Annotated in this window: 16 protein-coding genes; 11 read left to right on the top strand and 5 right to left on the bottom strand. The window is 33.4% G+C overall.

Features of this window, described 5'->3' with window-relative positions:
* Positions 1–38: 38 nt before the first annotated feature.
* A complete protein-coding gene (locus tag ACNQGN_RS10170) occupies positions 39–2,252 on the bottom strand; it encodes an FUSC family protein (RefSeq protein WP_417987718.1) in 2,214 nt (737 codons plus the stop codon).
* A gap of 196 nt (positions 2,253–2,448) precedes the next feature.
* Here ACNQGN_RS10170 and def point away from each other — a divergent pair, with 196 nt between their 5' ends.
* The 3 genes from def (at position 2,449) to mazG (ending at position 4,492) form a co-directional block, all read left to right on the top strand.
* On the top strand, positions 2,449–3,036 hold the full coding sequence (def, locus tag ACNQGN_RS10165) for a peptide deformylase (protein WP_417987717.1): 588 nt from the start codon (positions 2,449–2,451) through the stop codon (positions 3,034–3,036).
* Positions 3,037–3,127: 91 nt separating this feature from the next.
* The gene (locus tag ACNQGN_RS10160) at positions 3,128–3,628 is read left to right on the top strand and encodes a DUF5606 family protein (RefSeq protein ID WP_417987716.1); all 501 of its coding nucleotides are present in this window, start codon (positions 3,128–3,130) and stop codon (positions 3,626–3,628) included.
* Between the two features lie 81 nt (positions 3,629–3,709).
* Positions 3,710–4,492 (top strand): nucleoside triphosphate pyrophosphohydrolase, encoded by a 783-nt coding sequence (mazG, locus tag ACNQGN_RS10155; RefSeq protein WP_417987715.1) that lies wholly within the window; start codon positions 3,710–3,712, stop codon positions 4,490–4,492.
* Between the two features lie 146 nt (positions 4,493–4,638).
* Here the strand turns inward: mazG and ACNQGN_RS10150 are convergent, their stop codons facing one another.
* A complete protein-coding gene (locus tag ACNQGN_RS10150; protein WP_417987714.1) occupies positions 4,639–5,319 on the bottom strand; it encodes a Crp/Fnr family transcriptional regulator in 681 nt (226 codons plus the stop codon).
* 109 nt (positions 5,320–5,428) lie between these two features.
* Here ACNQGN_RS10150 and ACNQGN_RS10145 point away from each other — a divergent pair, with 109 nt between their 5' ends.
* From ACNQGN_RS10145 to ACNQGN_RS10110, 8 genes are all read left to right on the top strand, one after another.
* On the top strand, positions 5,429–7,834 hold the full coding sequence (locus ACNQGN_RS10145; protein ID WP_417987713.1) for a heavy metal translocating P-type ATPase: 2,406 nt from the start codon (positions 5,429–5,431) through the stop codon (positions 7,832–7,834).
* Between the two features lie 117 nt (positions 7,835–7,951).
* Positions 7,952–8,143 (top strand): cbb3-type cytochrome oxidase assembly protein CcoS, encoded by a 192-nt coding sequence (gene ccoS / locus ACNQGN_RS10140; RefSeq protein WP_417987712.1) that lies wholly within the window; start codon positions 7,952–7,954, stop codon positions 8,141–8,143.
* 60 nt (positions 8,144–8,203) lie between these two features.
* Entirely contained in the window at positions 8,204–10,393 is a 2,190-nt protein-coding gene (ccoN, locus tag ACNQGN_RS10135) for a cytochrome-c oxidase, cbb3-type subunit I (RefSeq protein WP_417987711.1), read from the top strand.
* 5 nt (positions 10,394–10,398) lie between these two features.
* Positions 10,399–10,569, top strand: coding sequence for a CcoQ/FixQ family Cbb3-type cytochrome c oxidase assembly chaperone (locus ACNQGN_RS10130; protein ID WP_417987710.1), 171 nt, complete (start codon positions 10,399–10,401; stop codon positions 10,567–10,569).
* Positions 10,570–10,596: 27 nt separating this feature from the next.
* Positions 10,597–11,496: a cbb3-type cytochrome c oxidase N-terminal domain-containing protein gene (locus tag ACNQGN_RS10125; protein WP_417987709.1), complete on the top strand. Its 900-nt coding sequence runs from the start codon at positions 10,597–10,599 to the stop codon at positions 11,494–11,496.
* A gap of 68 nt (positions 11,497–11,564) precedes the next feature.
* A complete protein-coding gene (gene ccoG, locus ACNQGN_RS10120; protein ID WP_417987708.1) occupies positions 11,565–12,980 on the top strand; it encodes a cytochrome c oxidase accessory protein CcoG in 1,416 nt (471 codons plus the stop codon).
* Positions 12,981–13,016: 36 nt separating this feature from the next.
* Positions 13,017–13,466 (top strand): FixH family protein, encoded by a 450-nt coding sequence (locus ACNQGN_RS10115; protein ID WP_417987707.1) that lies wholly within the window; start codon positions 13,017–13,019, stop codon positions 13,464–13,466.
* 115 nt (positions 13,467–13,581) lie between these two features.
* Positions 13,582–14,283, top strand: coding sequence for a sulfite exporter TauE/SafE family protein (locus ACNQGN_RS10110; RefSeq protein WP_417987706.1), 702 nt, complete (start codon positions 13,582–13,584; stop codon positions 14,281–14,283).
* A gap of 38 nt (positions 14,284–14,321) precedes the next feature.
* Here the strand turns inward: ACNQGN_RS10110 and hemN are convergent, their stop codons facing one another.
* The 3 genes from hemN to ACNQGN_RS10095 all read right to left on the bottom strand — a co-directional run bounded on the left by hemN (position 14,322) and on the right by ACNQGN_RS10095 (position 16,760).
* The gene (gene hemN, locus ACNQGN_RS10105; RefSeq protein WP_417987705.1) at positions 14,322–15,686 is read right to left on the bottom strand and encodes an oxygen-independent coproporphyrinogen III oxidase; all 1,365 of its coding nucleotides are present in this window, start codon (positions 15,684–15,686) and stop codon (positions 14,322–14,324) included.
* Between the two features lie 134 nt (positions 15,687–15,820).
* Positions 15,821–16,297, bottom strand: coding sequence for a hypothetical protein (locus tag ACNQGN_RS10100; RefSeq protein WP_417987704.1), 477 nt, complete (start codon positions 16,295–16,297; stop codon positions 15,821–15,823).
* Between the two features lie 115 nt (positions 16,298–16,412).
* Positions 16,413–16,760 (bottom strand): hypothetical protein, encoded by a 348-nt coding sequence (locus tag ACNQGN_RS10095; RefSeq protein ID WP_417987703.1) that lies wholly within the window; start codon positions 16,758–16,760, stop codon positions 16,413–16,415.
* Between the last annotated feature and the right edge of the window lie 135 nt (positions 16,761–16,895).

Raw genomic sequence — 16,895 nt, 5'->3', positions numbered from 1 at the left:
TATTTAGATGTTTAGTCTAATTACAGGGCTTTTTGATTTTACGAATCCATTAATTCTTTTGTCGTTTTTACAATATTTTCGGATAAATTAGTCAACCATATTAGCTGTTCTATTACCAATTGCGCCTCCTGCATTTTCAATTGAAATGCTTCCTCGTCAGTAGGAATACCTTGTTTTAATTCTCTTTCTCGGATGTTTTTTAACTCCGTAAATCGCATAGCTAAATCCTCCTTTGGTATGTTTTTATTTATGTCTAAATCATTTTCTTTCAAAAGCGCAATGGCATTATCCAGATTTTTAATTACGGTGTCGACCACAACATTAAATGCCTCAGAAGCTGATGTTGTTTTGTGTGATTGTATGTAAGTGCCTAAGGAAGCGGAAGCGGAGAGTAGTGAATGATTGAGTATGGCTAGTTTATAAACTTGTGGTAATTGTTTTTGTTTTGATTTGGGCTCTTGAATCATTCTTTGAAAAGAAGCCATCAGGTTTCCTATTTCGATAAAAGCATTCTTTCTGGCTAATCGGTAGGAAGTGGAAACAGAACCTTTTTTGTTGTAAAATATAGAGATTTCCTTTAAATAATTTTGATTTGCTTCAATCGATTTTTCCAAATGAATAGGAATATTTAAAAATTCCCATGAAGGCCATAGAAAGTGATTGGCAAGAAATGCTAAAGTCGCCCCGACCATGGTATCGAGAATTCTATATTGAATTACATCACCGATATTAGGAGTCAGTATTCCATAAATAAAAACGATATACATAGTGACAAATGTTGCACTTACCTTATAGTTAATTTGATTAAATGCAAATCCTAAAAGCATACAAAGGATGGATAGTATGCTGATTGTGATGTTACTGTGTACCAATGAAAGAACTCCAAAGGCAATTAATCCTCCTAAAATAGTACCGAAAATTCGATGGAATGAACGTTGTTTTGTTAAGCCATATCCTGGTCGCATGATTACAAGAATAGTTAGCAAAATCCAGTATACATTATGAAACGGCAAAATTTGACCAACGATAAAACCAACTAGAATTGTTAGGGTCAGTCGGAGCGAATGCCTGAAAATAGTGGAGGAGAAACTTAGATTTTGAATTAAAGTACTTAAAGGATAATATTGAGGGGTCAGAAATTTTTCTAAATCTTTATCTTTTCCTTTGAAATCCAGTGAATTGATAGCCAAGGTAAAGGCACGTTCAACAATTTTTATTTTTTCGATTTGTTTTTCAGCATACTGAAGCATGGTGGTTAGCATAAAAACACCTTCGGAAGCGGGACCTTTTCCTAAGTTGTTTTCGTAATCGGTAATAGCAAGTTGTAAGGCATTTAAATCACTAAGTAAAGTGTGTTTGGAAATATATTTAGTTCGATTTTTTACACTTTTAGATAACTGCTTTAAACTCGCTGCAAGGTTGTACGCTAAACGTTGATATGTTAGTAGTACTTTTGGATGCTCATCAAATTTTTGATGTAATTTGTCATGGTCGAATGCTGTTGATAAAGCAAGTTCCAGTATTTCCATCAAGGAGATAAAAACAATAAGCATTTTTCGGTTCTGGTTGGAAGAGCCAGAATTAGTATGGCTACCAATAAGAACTTCTCTTATGTTTTGACGAATGGTATTCAGTTCTACCTGAAGGTGTAATTGCTTTTCAATTATCGCTTTTCTATCAGCGTCAATGGTCCATAAATCACCTCTTAATTTTAAATATTTAGCCGTAAGTTTTATACATTCTGCAATTTGTAATTCGACATAACGGTGGGGTCTGATATAATGAAAGGTAAGTGAAATTATGAGATAGAATAAACCTCCGGCTAGAATTAAGCCCGAATGCTGCAGCATTGCCCAACCTGTATTTATATCTGCAAAAGCCAATGATATAGCAAGTAAAGCCGAGAAAGAAACCATTGTTGCTCGTTGTCCGTAAACAGAAATCATTGATAAAAGGAAAATTAACACAGCTAAAAAAGGATAGAAAATCCAAGAATAGGGGTAGACAATATTCACTAACAGATTGACACCCGCAACTAGTAAAGCGGTAACGAGAACGCCATTAATTTTATGTTTTAGACTACTAGGAATGTCACTTGGATACGTAAAAAAGGCTCCAAGAGCTACAGTAAAACCCATTTCAAAATTACCTAGAAATGAAAAAAGCAAGACGGGGATAACCCCTGCTATTGTTACCTTTAAGGCATTGGTGAAATAAGTGCTGTCGGTAAATTTTCGGATTTTGTAAATCATAGAATTGGATTACACGCAAAGGTAAGAATTGTACGAATTATTCAAAGGATAAAGCGAGGTCTTTTAACCTAAATTGTAAATATTAGCTAATTATCAATGGAGGCTTATTCATTGTCTATTTTTTTACTATTTTTGCAGACTGAATTTAACTTGATTACAGTCAGATTTACAGTAGATAATACTTAATACAACAATAATGATTTTACCAATTATAGGATATGGTGATCCTGTTTTAAGAAAAGTAGGAGAAGTTCTGTCACCAGAACATCTAAACTTAAAAGAAACAATTGCCAATATGTATGAAACGATGTATAATGCTTATGGTGTGGGACTTGCTGCACCACAAGTAGGATTAGCGCTTCGCTTATTTGTAATCGATACTACTCCTTTTAGTGAAGATGAAGATTTAGAAGATGCTAAGCAAAAAGAATTGAAAGGATTCAAAAGAACTTTTATTAATGCGAAAATGATAAAAGAAGAAGGAACAGAGTGGAGTTTCAACGAAGGATGTTTGAGTATTCCAGATGTTCGTGAAGATGTATATCGAAATCCAACCATAACTATTGAATATTGCGAAGAGGATTTTGTAATGAAAACAGAAGTGTTCGACGGATTGATTGCAAGAGTTATTCAACATGAATACGATCATATTGAAGGGATTTTGTTTACAGATAAAATTTCAACATTAAAAAAACGTTTGATTCAAAAGAAACTTAAAAACATTCTGGAAGGAAAAACATTCCAAGATTACCGAATGAAATTTTTTGCCAAAAAAGGAAGATGAAATCGCATTTGCAGCTTTATCTTGGTATGATTTTTGGTTCTAAATAAAAAAATAAATAAGTCAAATTCTTAATAATAATTCCAAAAAAAACATGAATTTAGAAAAAATATTAGCCATTTCCGGGAAACCGGGTTTATATGTATTAAGAGTACAAACGCGTACCGGTTTTGTTGCAGAATCATTATCAGACGGAAAAAAAATCACAGTGAATTTAAAAAGCAATGTGAGTTTATTGTCTGAGATTTCAATTTATACCTATGAGGGCGAAAAACCATTGTCTGAAATCATGCAAAAAATTGCCGATAAAGAAAATAAAGGACAAGCAATTTCTCATAAAGAAGACAATGCTAAACTAACGGCTTATTTCAAAGAAATTTTGCCTGATTATGATGAAGAAAGAGTGTATCCATCAGATATCAAGAAAATTTTAAACTGGTATAACATGCTTCAGGCTAAAGGTTTAATTAAGGATGAAGCACCTGTTGCTGCTGAAGAAACACCAGTAGCTGAAGAACTTGTCGCTGTTGCAGAAGAAGTTCCGTTAGCGGAAGTAAAAGCTCCTGCTAAAAAAGCAAAAGCTAAAAAAGAGTAATTTCTATTTTAAAATAATATTTAATCCTGTTCAGCTATTTTACTGAACAGGATTTTTTATTTTTACCAAAAACCTTTACCAATGAGTTCAAGACCAAACCAACTAGAAGCATTCGAAAGATTATTAGATATTATGGATGATTTGCGAGATAAATGTCCTTGGGACAAAAAGCAAACCATGCAAACTTTACGTCATCTTACTATCGAAGAAACCTACGAATTAGGGGATGCTATTTTAGACAATGATTTAAATGAAGTCAAAAAAGAATTGGGAGATTTGTTATTGCATATTGTTTTTTATGCGAAAATAGGAAGCGAGACCAATGCTTTTGATATGGCCGATGTATGTAATGAAATTTGCGAAAAATTAATTCATCGTCATCCGCATATTTATAGTGATGTAGTTGTAAAAGATGAAGAAGAAGTGAAGCAAAACTGGGAGAAATTGAAACTTAAAGAAGGTAAAATTTCAGTTCTTGAAGGAGTTCCCAGAAGTTTGCCTGCATTGGTAAAAGCCAGTCGAATTCAGGATAAAGTAAAGGGAGTGGGGTTTGATTGGGAAGAATCGCATCAGGTTTGGGATAAAGTTCAAGAAGAGTTAGAAGAATTGCAAGTTGAGGTTAAAGCCGGGGATCAGGATAAAATTGAAGCAGAATTTGGGGATGTTTTATTTTCGATGATAAATTATGCGAGATTTCTAAATGTGAATCCAGAAGATGCTCTGGAACGAACCAATAAAAAATTCATTAAACGTTTTCAATACCTAGAAAGTAAGGCAGGAGAATTGGGAAAACCATTGATGGATATGACATTAGCAGAAATGGATGTTTTTTGGGAAGAGGCGAAGCGTCTTCCTAATAAATAGGAATTGGAAACCTATGATTTTCAAATAACTTAATTTTTGGGAAGAGGCGAAGCGTCTTCCTAATAAATAGGAATTGGAAACCTATGATTTTCAAATAACTTAATTTTTGGGAACAGGCGAAGGGTCTTCCTAAATTAATAGGAATACTATTCTGCTATTTTTTTCAGTTTATTGATTTCTTTTAAAACTATCTTTTTTCCCGATAATTCAATTAATCCGAGTTTGTTAAATTCGGATAGTAAACGAATGCAGCTTTCAGTAGCTGTGCCAATCATACTAGCTAATTCATCCCTTGAAAGTTGGATTTTTAAAGAATCATCTTCATTTTTACCGAAAGTATTGTGTAGATAAAGAAGCGTTTCTGCTAATCTTTCTTTGACCGTTTTTTGGGCTAGATTGACCATGTGAATATCGGATTCTTTTAGATCACCGCAAATGGTTTTCATCACATTCATTGAAAACTGATTGTTCTTGTCAAAGAAACTCATTACTTCAGTTTTTGGAATAAAACAAACCTCCATGTCTTCCAGTGCAACGGCAGTTAAATTCACGGGTTCTTCACTAATCATGGAACGTTGCCCTAATAATTCTCCTTTTGTAACTAGTTTTACAATATGGTCTTTACCGTTTGGGCTCAATTTACTTAGCTTGCATACACCGTCTTTAATGCAAAAAATGCCATTTACATTTTCACCTTCCTCGAAAATAACTTCTCCCTTTTTTATAATACGAGATGTTTTACACTCAGAAAGATGCAGTAGTTCAGTTTTAGTAAGTGCTTTCAAAGAGCTGAATTCCCTAACAATACAATGTTCACATTTACTCATAATAGGAAAGATATTTATAACTCAACAAAATTAGACATTTTTATGACAATTGTCATATTTATTAACTTAATCTATTTGCAACTTTGTCTCAGGTAAAATGAGTAAAGTTATGGACACACAAAACTGTTTCCATTGTGGTTTAGATATTGTAAAAGAAGATGAAATTATTTTTGACGCCAGAAATTTTTGTTGCAATGGTTGTAAAACCGTGTACGAAATTTTTAGTCTCAATGATTTGACCTGCTATTATGATTTTGAAAAATCCCCTGGAGCAACCCCGCAAGATATTAATGGTAAATATGATTTTTTAGATAATGAAAGTATTGTTTCTAAACTTTTGGAATTTCAAGAAAATTCAACCGCTATTATTTCACTTAATATTCCACATATTCATTGTAGTTCGTGTATTTGGATTTTGGAAAATTTACAACGTCTTCAAAAAGGAATAAGTACTTCTCAGGTTAATTTTCCTGAAAAGAGAGTCCGAATAACATTCAATCCGGAAGAGGTTTCTATTAAATCGATTGTTTATTTGTTGAGTTCTATTGGGTACGAACCCTACATCAGTTTAGAAAACTACGAAACGGGCAGTAACGATGTTGATAGAAGTTTAACGTATAAATTAGGTGTTGCTTTCTTTTGTTTTGGAAATATCATGTTACTTTCTTTTCCTGAATATTTCGAAGTAAAAGAATATTGGCTGGATCAATATCGTGGCTTTTTTAGAGGATTAATTTTTGCTTTAGCGCTACCAAGTTTCTTTTACTCGGCCAGTGGTTACTATATCTCAGCCTATAAAAGCATCAAAACTAGAATGTTGAATATCGATATTCCTATTGCTCTGGGAATTGTTGTGATGTTTGTACGAAGTACATTTGATATCATCATGGATTACGGATCTGGTTTCTTCGATAGTTTAACAGGATTGATTTTCTTTATGCTTTTAGGTAAAATGTTCCAAATCAAAACGTATAGTTTTTTGAGTTTTGAAAGGGATTTTAAATCGTATTTTCCAATAGCAATTACTAAAATTAATACGGATGCTTCAGAGGAAAGTATTGCTATCTATGAAGTGGAAAAAGGGGATCGATTACTTATTAGAAATCAAGAACTTATTCCTGTTGATGGGATTTTAATTTCCGATAAAGCAGCCATAGACTATAGTTTTGTAACAGGTGAAGCGGTTCCCATTACGAAACAATCCGGAGATAAAGTATTTGCAGGTGGGAAACAAATCGGTAAAGTAATTGAAATGGAGGTTTTACATTCGGTTTCACAAAGCTATTTGACGCAATTGTGGAGTAATGATGTTTTCCAAAAAAATGTGGAGCAAAAGCACAAAACCATAACCGATAGCATTAGTCGTTATTTTACTCCTATTTTATTACTGATTGCTTTTGCAGGATTTGGATACTGGATTTTTATTGATGCCAATACAGCATTCAATGTATTTACAGCAGTACTTATTGTTGCATGTCCATGTGCTTTGGCATTAACGGCACCATTCACTTTTGGGAACGTATTGCGAATTTTAGGTAGACAGAAATTCTATCTCAAAAATGCTTTAGTTATTGAGCAATTGGCTAAAGTTGACACCATTGTTTTTGATAAAACGGGTACTATTACCACCAATAAAAAATCGAATATATCGTATCAAGGTGATGTGCTTTCAGATGAAAATATGTTGCTAATTAAAAATGTGCTTCGGGCTTCGAATCATCCGCTGAGTAGAATGTTGTACGATTATTTACCAGTACCCATTTTGCAAGATAGAGCTGCAAAGGAAACCAAAAAGTTAAAAGTTGATACTTTTGAGGAAATTACTGGAAAGGGAATTCAGGCTCAGATTTTTGGATATCAAATTCAAATTGGTTCCGCTGCATTTGTAGAAAAAACAGAAGAAAATGATAGTAAACAAACTGCTGTTCATATAAAGATAAATAGCGTTTATTACGGAAAATTTATTTTTAATAATCAATATAGAGAAGGTTTAGAAGTGCTTTTTAAGGATTTAAGCAGTACGTACCAAATTAAGGTTCTGTCTGGGGATAATGAAGGGGAAAGGTCAACTTTGGAAAAATTATTACCTAAGGGAACCGAACTCCTTTTCAATCAGAAACCGGAGGAAAAATTAGAATTTATTAAAAAACTGCAGGAAAAAGGTAAAAACGTGATGATGGTGGGGGATGGACTGAATGATGCGGGTGCCTTGGCACAAAGTAATGTTGGTATTTCAATTTCCGAGAATGTGAATGTTTTTTCACCAGCATGTGATGCTATTTTGGATGCCAATGAATTTCGAAAATTGAACTATTTCTTGAAATTGTCCAAGAATTCTATTACGACAATCAAAATGAGTTTTGTTTTGTCTTTATTATACAACGTAGTAGGACTATCATTTGCTATTACAGGGAATTTATTGCCTCTGGTTGCAGCTATTATAATGCCTCTGAGTACGATTACTATCGTAAGTTTTGTTACTACGGTAAGTAGTTATTATGCAAATAAGAAATAATAATATATAAGTTTTTTGTGTTTTTTTCAAATACATTCAACAAATGTTGGAAGTATGATAATTGTCATATTTTTCTACAGTGCATCAAGGTAATTTTGTTAACATAAATCAAAAAGTATGAGTGTTATTTATTTATTAATTTCCATAAGCATATTGGTTGCCATTGGTTTTTTTATTGCTTTTATAAGAGCAGTGAAAACGGGTCAGTATGACGACGATTATACACCATCTGTCAGAATGCTTTTTGACGATGAGCTTTTGAAATCAACAAAAAAAGAAGGAAGCGTTAAAAAACAAGATAAAAACTAATTGGATACTTGGAATCTAAATTAGGGCCTATAAAATTTAAAATTAAAAACAAATTTAATTATGGAAATGCAGCAGTTTTATTATGACAACAAAATTGTAAAAAAATTCATTTACGCGACAATAGTCTTCGGAGTAGTAGGAATGCTAGTGGGGCTCACACTAGCCATTATGTTTCTTTTTCCAAATATAACTGATGGTATTTCGTGGTTGAGTTATGGCAGATTAAGACCTTTGCACACGAATGCAGTTATTTTTGCTTTCGTTGGAAATGCAATGTTTGCCGGGATTTATTACTCTTTGCAGCGGTTGTTGAAAGCCAGAATGTTCAGTGACTTTTTGAGTAATCTTAATTTTTGGGGCTGGCAATTAATTATTGTTGCAGCAGCAATATCCTTACCATTGGGGTACAGTTCCTCAAAAGAGTATGCCGAATTAGAATGGCCAATAGATATTGCAATAGCATTAATTTGGGTTGTTTTTGGTGTTAATATGATTGGAACCATTTTAAAACGCAGGGAGCGTCATTTATATGTTGCGATTTGGTTTTATCTGGCCACCTTCGTTACAGTAGCAGTTTTGCATATTTTCAATAGTTTATCATTACCAGTTTCCGGGATGAAAAGTTATTCTGTTTATGCAGGAGTACAAGACGCTTTAGTGCAATGGTGGTATGGTCATAATGCAGTTGCGTTTTTCTTAACAACACCTTTTTTGGGATTGATGTATTACTTTATTCCAAAGGCGGCGAATCGTCCGGTATATTCTTATCGATTATCAATTGTTCACTTTTGGTCGTTGATTTTTATCTATATCTGGGCAGGACCACACCATTTATTGTATTCTGCCTTGCCTAACTGGGCGCAAAATCTAGGAGTTGCTTTTTCTATTATGTTGATTGCTCCATCTTGGGGTGGTATGATAAACGGGCTATTAACGTTAAGAGGAGTTTGGGATAAAGTACGTGTAGATCCGGTTTTGAAATTCTTTGTAGTAGCAATTACCGGTTACGGAATGGCAACTTTTGAAGGACCGATGTTGTCTTTAAAAAATGTAAATGCTATAGCGCATTACACGGACTGGATTATTGCCCACGTTCACGTTGGTGCATTGGCTTGGAATGGATTTATGGCTTTTGGTATGATATATTGGTTGGTTCCCAGAATGACCAAAAGCAGTTTGTATTCTCTTAAATTAGCTAATTTTCACTTTTGGATAGGAACTTTAGGTATTATATTATATACGATTCCGATGTATGTTGCCGGTTTTTTACAAGCATCTATGTGGAAACAGTTTAACCCAGACGGAACTTTAACCTACGGTAACTTTCTTGAAACAGTAACTCAGATTATGCCAATGTATTGGATGAGAGCTATTGGAGGAACCCTTTATTTAATTGGAATGTTTACTTTAGTTTATAACATTATTCAAACAGTAAGATTTGGTTCTAAAATTGAAGACGAATTAGCAGAGGCTCCTGAATTATTGAAAATTAGCGCGGGAAGGGTAAAAGGAGAGAAATTTCACCCTTGGTTAGAAAGAAAACCTATTCAGTTAACTATTTTGGCAACTGTTGCAATTTTAATTGGAGGTGTAATTCAAATTGTACCAACGATTATGGTTAAATCAAATATTCCAACAATTGCAAGTGTAAAACCTTACTCTCCACTAGAATTAGAAGGTCGTGATTTATACATTCGTGAAGGCTGCGTTGGTTGTCACTCTCAGTCTGTTCGTCCTTTCCGTAGTGAAGTAGAACGCTATGGACCACAATCTAAAGCCGGTGAATTCGTATATGATCATCCATTTCTTTGGGGTTCAAAACGTACGGGACCAGATTTACTAAGAGTTGGAGCAAAATACAATGACAACTGGCATTTTAACCATTTTTGGAATCCACAAAGTATATCGGCAGGTTCAATTATGCCAGGTTACAAATGGTTGTTTGCCAATAAACCAATGGATATTTCTTTAACACAAAAGAAAATGCAGGCTATGGTTACTCTTGGTGTACCGTATACTGATGCTCAAGTTGCAAGTGGTTTGGATGATTTAAGAAAACAAGCTATTGCAATTGAAGAAAGCTTGAAAAATGATCCTGACTTTGTGAAAAGCTATGATGAAAGCAAGAAAAAAGCAGCGGCAAGAGGAGAAAAATTTGTTCCGATGAACGAAAGAGAAATTGTAGCGATGATTGCCTATATGCAAAGACTTGGAACCGATATTAAAGTAAAAGATACCGCTAAAAAATAAAAGTCATGTTCGAACAAATAAAACACAATATGGAAACTATTGAAGGTGTGGCGATATATCCCATCTTATCATTATTAATTTTCTTTATCTTTTTTGTAGGTCTCGGCCTCTGGGTGTTTTCCTATAAGAAAGAAACGATTAATGAATTGAGTCAAATTCCATTAAAAGATAATTAAATAGTATAATTTTTTAAAATTTAGAAAATGAAAAAATTAATTCCAGTATACGTTAGAGTACCTGTTATTTTCTTTACTGTATTGATGGCAATGGAATATTTTATTGACTCAGGAGATAGACCTGCTTTTATAAAATTTCCGATGGTTTCTATCTTCTTATTCGTATTTCTTTTTTTGCTGATAGCGATAGAAATCACATTGGCTGCAGTCGACACTATTTCCTATAGTTTATTGACAGAAGAACAGAAATTAAAGATAGATTCCGCAAAGGTGTTAGGCTTCAAAGATAGCGAATGGTACAAAAATCTAATGAAATGGTTGCGCAGATCAGATTCATTAGAGAATGAAGATCAATTGTTATTGGAGCATGATTACGACGGCATCAAAGAGTTAGATAACAATTTGCCTACATGGTGGGTGTATTTATTCTATGCTTGTATCCTTTTTGGTGTTGTTTATGTCGTACGATACGATGTTTTAGGTGCCGATAATCAGGAAGTTGAGCTTAAAAAAGAAGTTGCTCAAGCCAAAATTGATATTGCTGAATATATGAAAACGGCTCCCGATTTAATGGATGAAAAGACAGTTACCTTGTCAACAGAACCTGCAGATCTAGCTGAAGGGAAAGAAATTTTCACAACGAATTGTGCTGCCTGTCACAGGGCAGATGGAGGAGGACAAATTGGGCCAAACTTAACGGATGATGAATGGATTTTGGGTGGTGGAATAAAAAATATATTCCATACTTTGGTGAATGGAGGAAGAGATGGAAAGGGAATGATATCTTGGAAAGGGACCCTAAAACCAAAAGAAATGCAAAAAGTGGCCAGTTATATAATATCATTGAAAGGAAGTAATCCCGTAGATCCGAAAGCACCCGAAGGTGAAATTTGGGTGGATGAAAATGTGCCTGTTGCAGTTAAATAAAAAGTAAAACTCAAATTTTATTTAGCTTTTTTGTAAACGAATGGAATTTGTGTTTAAAATAAAAAAAAATGTCAAAATTACCAGATGAAGCTTTTAGAGATACTATCGGAACGATTGATGAAGAAGGAAATAGAAAATTTATCTTCCCCAAAAAACCTTCAGGAAAGTTTTACGATTATAGAAAATGGGTCAGTTATTTTTTACTGATTGTTCTTGTTGCCAATCCCTTTATAAAGATTAATGGGAATCAGTTTATGATGTTCAATATACTGGAAAGGAGGTTCAATATTTTTGGATTTCCATTTTGGCCCCAAGATATTTATCTTTTCGTTCTTTTTATGATTATTGGCGTGGTTTTCGTCATCCTTTTTACGGTAATTTTTGGACGTATCTTTTGCGGATGGATTTGCCCGCAGACCATCTTTTTAGAAATGGTTTTCAGAAGAATTGAATATTGGATTGAAGGCGACCGTGGTGCTCAGATTCGATTGGAAAAACAAGAATGGAATGCAGAAAAAATTAGAAAAAAAGGTTTCAAGTGGTCAATATTTCTAATCATTTCTTTTTTTATTGCCAATGTCTTTCTTGCCTATCTTATCAGTAGCGATAAGTTGTTTTTAATGATTGAAGAAGGACCGGAAAACCATGTAAGTACTTTAGTCTCATTGTTTATTTTTACCGGAGTTTTTTATTTTATTTTTGCCTGGTTTAGAGAACAGGTTTGTATTATTGCCTGTCCTTACGGGAGATTACAAGGCGTTTTGTTAGATGATAAATCGATAAATGTTGCCTATGATTTTGTTAGAGGAGAAAAAGAACTTGGCAGGGCTAAATTCAAGCAAGAGGATAGAACCATAACAGGAAAAGGAGATTGTATTGATTGTAAACAATGTGTAAACGTTTGTCCAACTGGAATTGATATTCGTAACGGGACCCAAATGGAATGCATTAATTGTACCGCCTGTATTGATGAATGTGATACTATTATGGACAATGTCGGATTGCCGCGAGGACTTATTCGTTATGCTTCAGAAGATGAAATCGAGAAAAAACTAAAGTTCGAGTTCACCCCAAGAATGAAAGGATATACCGCAATATTGGCCATTTTGACGGGAATTTTAATTGGATTGTTGTTTTTACGTTCGGATGTTGAAGCTAGTATTTTGAGATTGCCAGGGCAATTGTTCCAACACAAAGGGGATAATATCAGTAATGTTTATACTTTTAAAATTATTAATAAAACCAATAATGATTTTAATGCAATTCATTTCAAATTAGTAGGTATAAAAGGAACTTTAAAAGTAGTTGGAAAACAAGCTTTACAAGTGCCAAAACAAGGGATGAATGGAGGAACATTGTTTGTTGAAATCAATAAAAATTTATTGGATAGTGATAAAACAAAATTGAAAATTGACGTGTATAATGGCGATGAAAAAATTCAAACCAGCACAACAAGTTTTTTGAGTCCACGAAGTTTTGATTAGCATTGCTACAGCTTTAGAATTTATAAATAGAATATCATGAAAATTAACTGGGGAACGGGAATCGTCATTGCTTTTGGTTTGTTTATAACCTTCATTCTATATTTTGTTTTTACGGTACAATCGGATTCAAAATATGACAATGAGCTGGTTGTAGAGGAATATTATAAGCATGATGCTCATTTTGGAGATGAAATGGAACGAATTCAAAACGTACAAAATTTGGTTCAAAAGCCAAGAATAAAGAATACTTCAGACGGAATTATAATTGTATTTCCGGATGAATTTATTCCCAAAAGTATTAAAGGAAAAGTGTCCCTTTACAGACCGTCTAATAAAAAATTAGATTTTGAAGTTCCAATTTCGCTATCTAATCTTACTTTACTCATACCTAAAAAAAGTTTGGCAGGCGGTCGTTGGGACATTAATATGGAATGGCAGTATGAGGGAAAATCGTACTTGTCTAAAGAAACTATATATATAAATTAAAAGATAATGGATAATAGACGAAAAGAAGTTAGACACTATTTATTTAGGTAACTAAATTGTCTATCGGTAAAACTATTTTTCGTCTGTTGTCTATCGGTCTGTTATCTAAAAAAAAATGCTTTATACTGCCTTTGTTTTCGGTTTAATAAGTAGTTTTCACTGCATTGGTATGTGTGGTCCTATTGCTATGATGTTGCCAGTTGATAGAAACAATAAGGCTAAGAAAGTCGCTCAAATTTGTACTTATCATTTAGGAAGATTGGCAGCTTACGCCACAATCGGTTTTGTTTTTGGACTACTTGGAAAGGGCTTTTCTATGGCTGGTGTACAACAAAACTTATCGATATTTATTGGTATTTCCATGATTATAGTAGTTTTAACTCCAGAGAAAATTTTTACCAAGTATAATTTTTCAAAACCAGTTTTTAGATTAATCTCCAGAATAAAAACAGCATTAGGAAGTCAGTTTAGAAATAAGAGTTATAAATCACTATTCACTATTGGTTTACTCAATGGCTTTTTACCTTGTGGAATGGTTTATGTTGCCTTGTTTGGGGCGATTGCCATGCAGAGTGAAAGTATGGGTGGGCTATATATGATAGTATTCGGTTTAGGAACTGTTCCTATGATGAGCAGTGTTGTTTATATCAATTCATTTTTGACGTTGCCTATTCGAAACAGAGTCCAAAAAGCAATTCCTTACGTTGCTGTTATTATTGGGGTGCTGTTTATTTTAAGAGGATTGGGATTAGGGATTCCTTACATTTCCCCATCCAATATAAGTTTGTTTGTTCAGGCGGATCCGAATTGTCATTAGTTTTTATGCAAAGCATGCTTTTTTAGAAATTCGTTTGATTAGATTGTCATTGAGAATAATTCGGTTTCCGGGGCTTTTCTTTTTAAACGTAAATCAAACGCCATGCAAATATTGCGTACATAAGGTTTACCCTTTTCTGTCACCTGAATACTGTTGTCTTCAATGCTAATTAATCCATCATTTTCCATTTCTTTCAGTTGTATTAAAACGTCGGGAATTTCAGTAAAATAGCCTTCTTCGTTTTTCCAGGAAGTTTCGAATTGGCACATTAAATTCAGAATGTGTTTTCTAATGATAAGATCCTCATCCGTTAACAAATGCCCTCTAAAAACGGGTAGTTTGTTCCATTCTAATATTTGATAATAATCTTCCAATACTTTTACATTTTGAGCAAAACTATACCAACTGTCACTGATGGAAGAAACACCTAAACCGATCATTAGTTGTGTTTTTGAGGAACTATACCCCATAAAATTGCGATGCAGTTTGCCATTTTGAAAAGCTTCGTACAAAGTATCGGTTTTTAATGCAAAATGATCCATTCCTATTTCTTGATAGCCATTTTCAAACAATAATTTTTTACCTGTTTCATACAGCAATCGTTTTTTGTCATCTTTTGGAATATCCTCATCTTTAAAACCGCGCTGTCCATTTCCTTTAATCCAAGGAACGTGAGCATAGCTGTAAAATGCCAATCTATCAGGCTGTAATGATTTTGTTTTCTCAATGGTATCAATAATATCTTCAATTTCCTGAAATGGTAATCCAAATATAATGTCATGACCAATTGATGTATAACCAATTTCTCTTGCCCAAAAAGTAACTTTTGCCACATTGTGAAAAGGCTGTTCTCTATGAATTGCCTTTTGAACTTTTTCTGAATAATCCTGAACGCCAAAACTAACTCTCCTAAAACCTAAATCGTAGAGCTTCTTTAAGTGTTCATAAGAGGTATTGTTAGGATGACCTTCAAAACTAAATTCATAATTTTTTGCTTTCTTGGCGCGACCCAAAATACCGTTTATTAAATCCTCTAAATTTTTAGGGGAGAAAAATGTTGGAGTCCCTCCGCCTAAATGAATTTCTTTGATAGTTGGTTTTTTTCCAAGGATTTTACAATAGATAGCCCATTCTTTTAAAACGGCACCAATATACCGATTTTCAACGGCATGATTTTTTGTGATACGCTTGTTACAGCCACAAAAAGTACATAAGCTTTCGCAAAAAGGCAAATGAATATAGAGACTGATTCCCTGTGAAGTATTACTTTTTGTAAATGCTTTTTTCAGGGTTTCGGTCCAAATATTATCCGAAAAATCAGTTTCATCCCAGTACGGAACTGTTGGATAACTGGTGTATCTAGGTCCAGGAACATTGTACTTTTGAATTAAGGAATTTTTCATGGTAAAGTCTTTTAACGGTATTCAAAAGTAACATTAAGGCTAAAGATTTAAAATGATATTTATCATATTAAAAAAAGCATTTCAAAAAAAAGAGACTGTCAGTGAACAGCCTCTTAGCGAATAATAATTAGTAGTTAACTGGAAATGCAATTTTCAATTATTTCAATCCATTTTTTTGCTAATTGATGGTCCTCATACAAACAGACTTGACCAATTTGATCATTCTCGATTTTGTAAAATAGGATGGATTCTGTTTTTTTACCCTCTTTGAATTGAAATTCAAATTCAATTTTTAGAATAGTATCGGTAGTGTTCTCAGTTGTAAGAACCAATTTGGAAGATTGAACATTATTTAAGTTTACAAACGAAACAAGCTCTTCTTTAGAACTAAAATCCATTAAAAGGAATCCTTTATTTTTTTCGTCCAACGATAATACTTTTTTGTTTTGGGTTTCTGTTAACTCAAAATTAAAGTGATTGTTCTGGCTGAATTTAGTTTTTATTGTTTTGATTTTTGTTTTATTAAACGAATTAGATCTAATGACATAAAAAAGAGGAATTCCCATTAGTAATGTTATTATTAGTCCTATTATAGTTACGGATGTATCCATTTTTTTATTTTTTAAGTTATTTATGTAGCATGATGGGTCGAAACCAAAACCAAATGGAATCAATTCGGGAAGCAAATGATAATTTTATCTTTTACTGCAAAATCAAGGCTTTAAATCACCAGAAAAAATGGAAAGGAAAGAGCAGGAGCGAAACCATCTCACATCGGTTGATGTCTTGTTTCTCGAAACGAGTGAATAATGTACAACCTTTAAGATCCGGAATTACAATGAGAAAATTTTCAAAATACTTCGCAATTGTATAGTCTATCGTTTTATGATGTAAAACAAAGGGACTACTTAGTTGAGGTTGAATAAAAACGGAAGAATGGATGGAGTCCGCCGAAAAGGAAGAATCTGGTTTTTCTACATGGATTTTCGCTATGACTGATTCGTTTGCATTAAAAGCAAATAAAAGAACCAACGAAAGCCCAATAAAAATAGCAGATTTCTGAATCCAATTCATTGTGCAAATTTAAAATTTGAGATTAACTTTAAGTAGTTTTTTCTGATAAATGAAAGTTAAAATTTTAAATCCTGATACTCTTTTATACAAAAAAACCTCGAACTATTTAAGAACGAGGCTTGCTTTTTTAACTAT

The organism is Flavobacterium rhamnosi, assembly GCF_048286515.1.
In the GTDB taxonomy this organism is placed as follows: domain Bacteria; phylum Bacteroidota; class Bacteroidia; order Flavobacteriales; family Flavobacteriaceae; genus Flavobacterium.
This window is presented reverse-complemented; position numbering and strand designations above follow the sequence as displayed.

What these genes read in the sequence shown, in the direction of transcription:
- hemN (WP_417987705.1), bottom strand. Translation starts at nt 15,686, where the DNA reads ATGAAAAATTCCTTAATTCAAAAGTACAATGTTCCTGGACCTAGATAC.
- ACNQGN_RS10145 (WP_417987713.1), top strand. Translation starts at nt 5,429, where the DNA reads ATGGACACACAAAACTGTTTCCATTGTGGTTTAGATATTGTAAAAGAA.
- ACNQGN_RS10110 (WP_417987706.1), top strand. Translation starts at nt 13,582, where the DNA reads ATGCTTTATACTGCCTTTGTTTTCGGTTTAATAAGTAGTTTTCACTGC.
- ACNQGN_RS10160 (WP_417987716.1), top strand. Translation starts at nt 3,128, where the DNA reads ATGAATTTAGAAAAAATATTAGCCATTTCCGGGAAACCGGGTTTATAT.
- mazG (WP_417987715.1), top strand. Translation starts at nt 3,710, where the DNA reads ATGAGTTCAAGACCAAACCAACTAGAAGCATTCGAAAGATTATTAGAT.
- ACNQGN_RS10170 (WP_417987718.1), bottom strand. Translation starts at nt 2,252, where the DNA reads ATGATTTACAAAATCCGAAAATTTACCGACAGCACTTATTTCACCAAT.
- ccoG (WP_417987708.1), top strand. Translation starts at nt 11,565, where the DNA reads ATGTCAAAATTACCAGATGAAGCTTTTAGAGATACTATCGGAACGATT.
- ACNQGN_RS10095 (WP_417987703.1), bottom strand. Translation starts at nt 16,760, where the DNA reads ATGAATTGGATTCAGAAATCTGCTATTTTTATTGGGCTTTCGTTGGTT.
- def (WP_417987717.1), top strand. Translation starts at nt 2,449, where the DNA reads ATGATTTTACCAATTATAGGATATGGTGATCCTGTTTTAAGAAAAGTA.
- ACNQGN_RS10130 (WP_417987710.1), top strand. Translation starts at nt 10,399, where the DNA reads ATGTTCGAACAAATAAAACACAATATGGAAACTATTGAAGGTGTGGCG.
- ccoS (WP_417987712.1), top strand. Translation starts at nt 7,952, where the DNA reads ATGAGTGTTATTTATTTATTAATTTCCATAAGCATATTGGTTGCCATT.
- ACNQGN_RS10150 (WP_417987714.1), bottom strand. Translation starts at nt 5,319, where the DNA reads ATGAGTAAATGTGAACATTGTATTGTTAGGGAATTCAGCTCTTTGAAA.
- ACNQGN_RS10115 (WP_417987707.1), top strand. Translation starts at nt 13,017, where the DNA reads ATGAAAATTAACTGGGGAACGGGAATCGTCATTGCTTTTGGTTTGTTT.
- ccoN (WP_417987711.1), top strand. Translation starts at nt 8,204, where the DNA reads ATGGAAATGCAGCAGTTTTATTATGACAACAAAATTGTAAAAAAATTC.
- ACNQGN_RS10125 (WP_417987709.1), top strand. Translation starts at nt 10,597, where the DNA reads ATGAAAAAATTAATTCCAGTATACGTTAGAGTACCTGTTATTTTCTTT.
- ACNQGN_RS10100 (WP_417987704.1), bottom strand. Translation starts at nt 16,297, where the DNA reads ATGGATACATCCGTAACTATAATAGGACTAATAATAACATTACTAATG.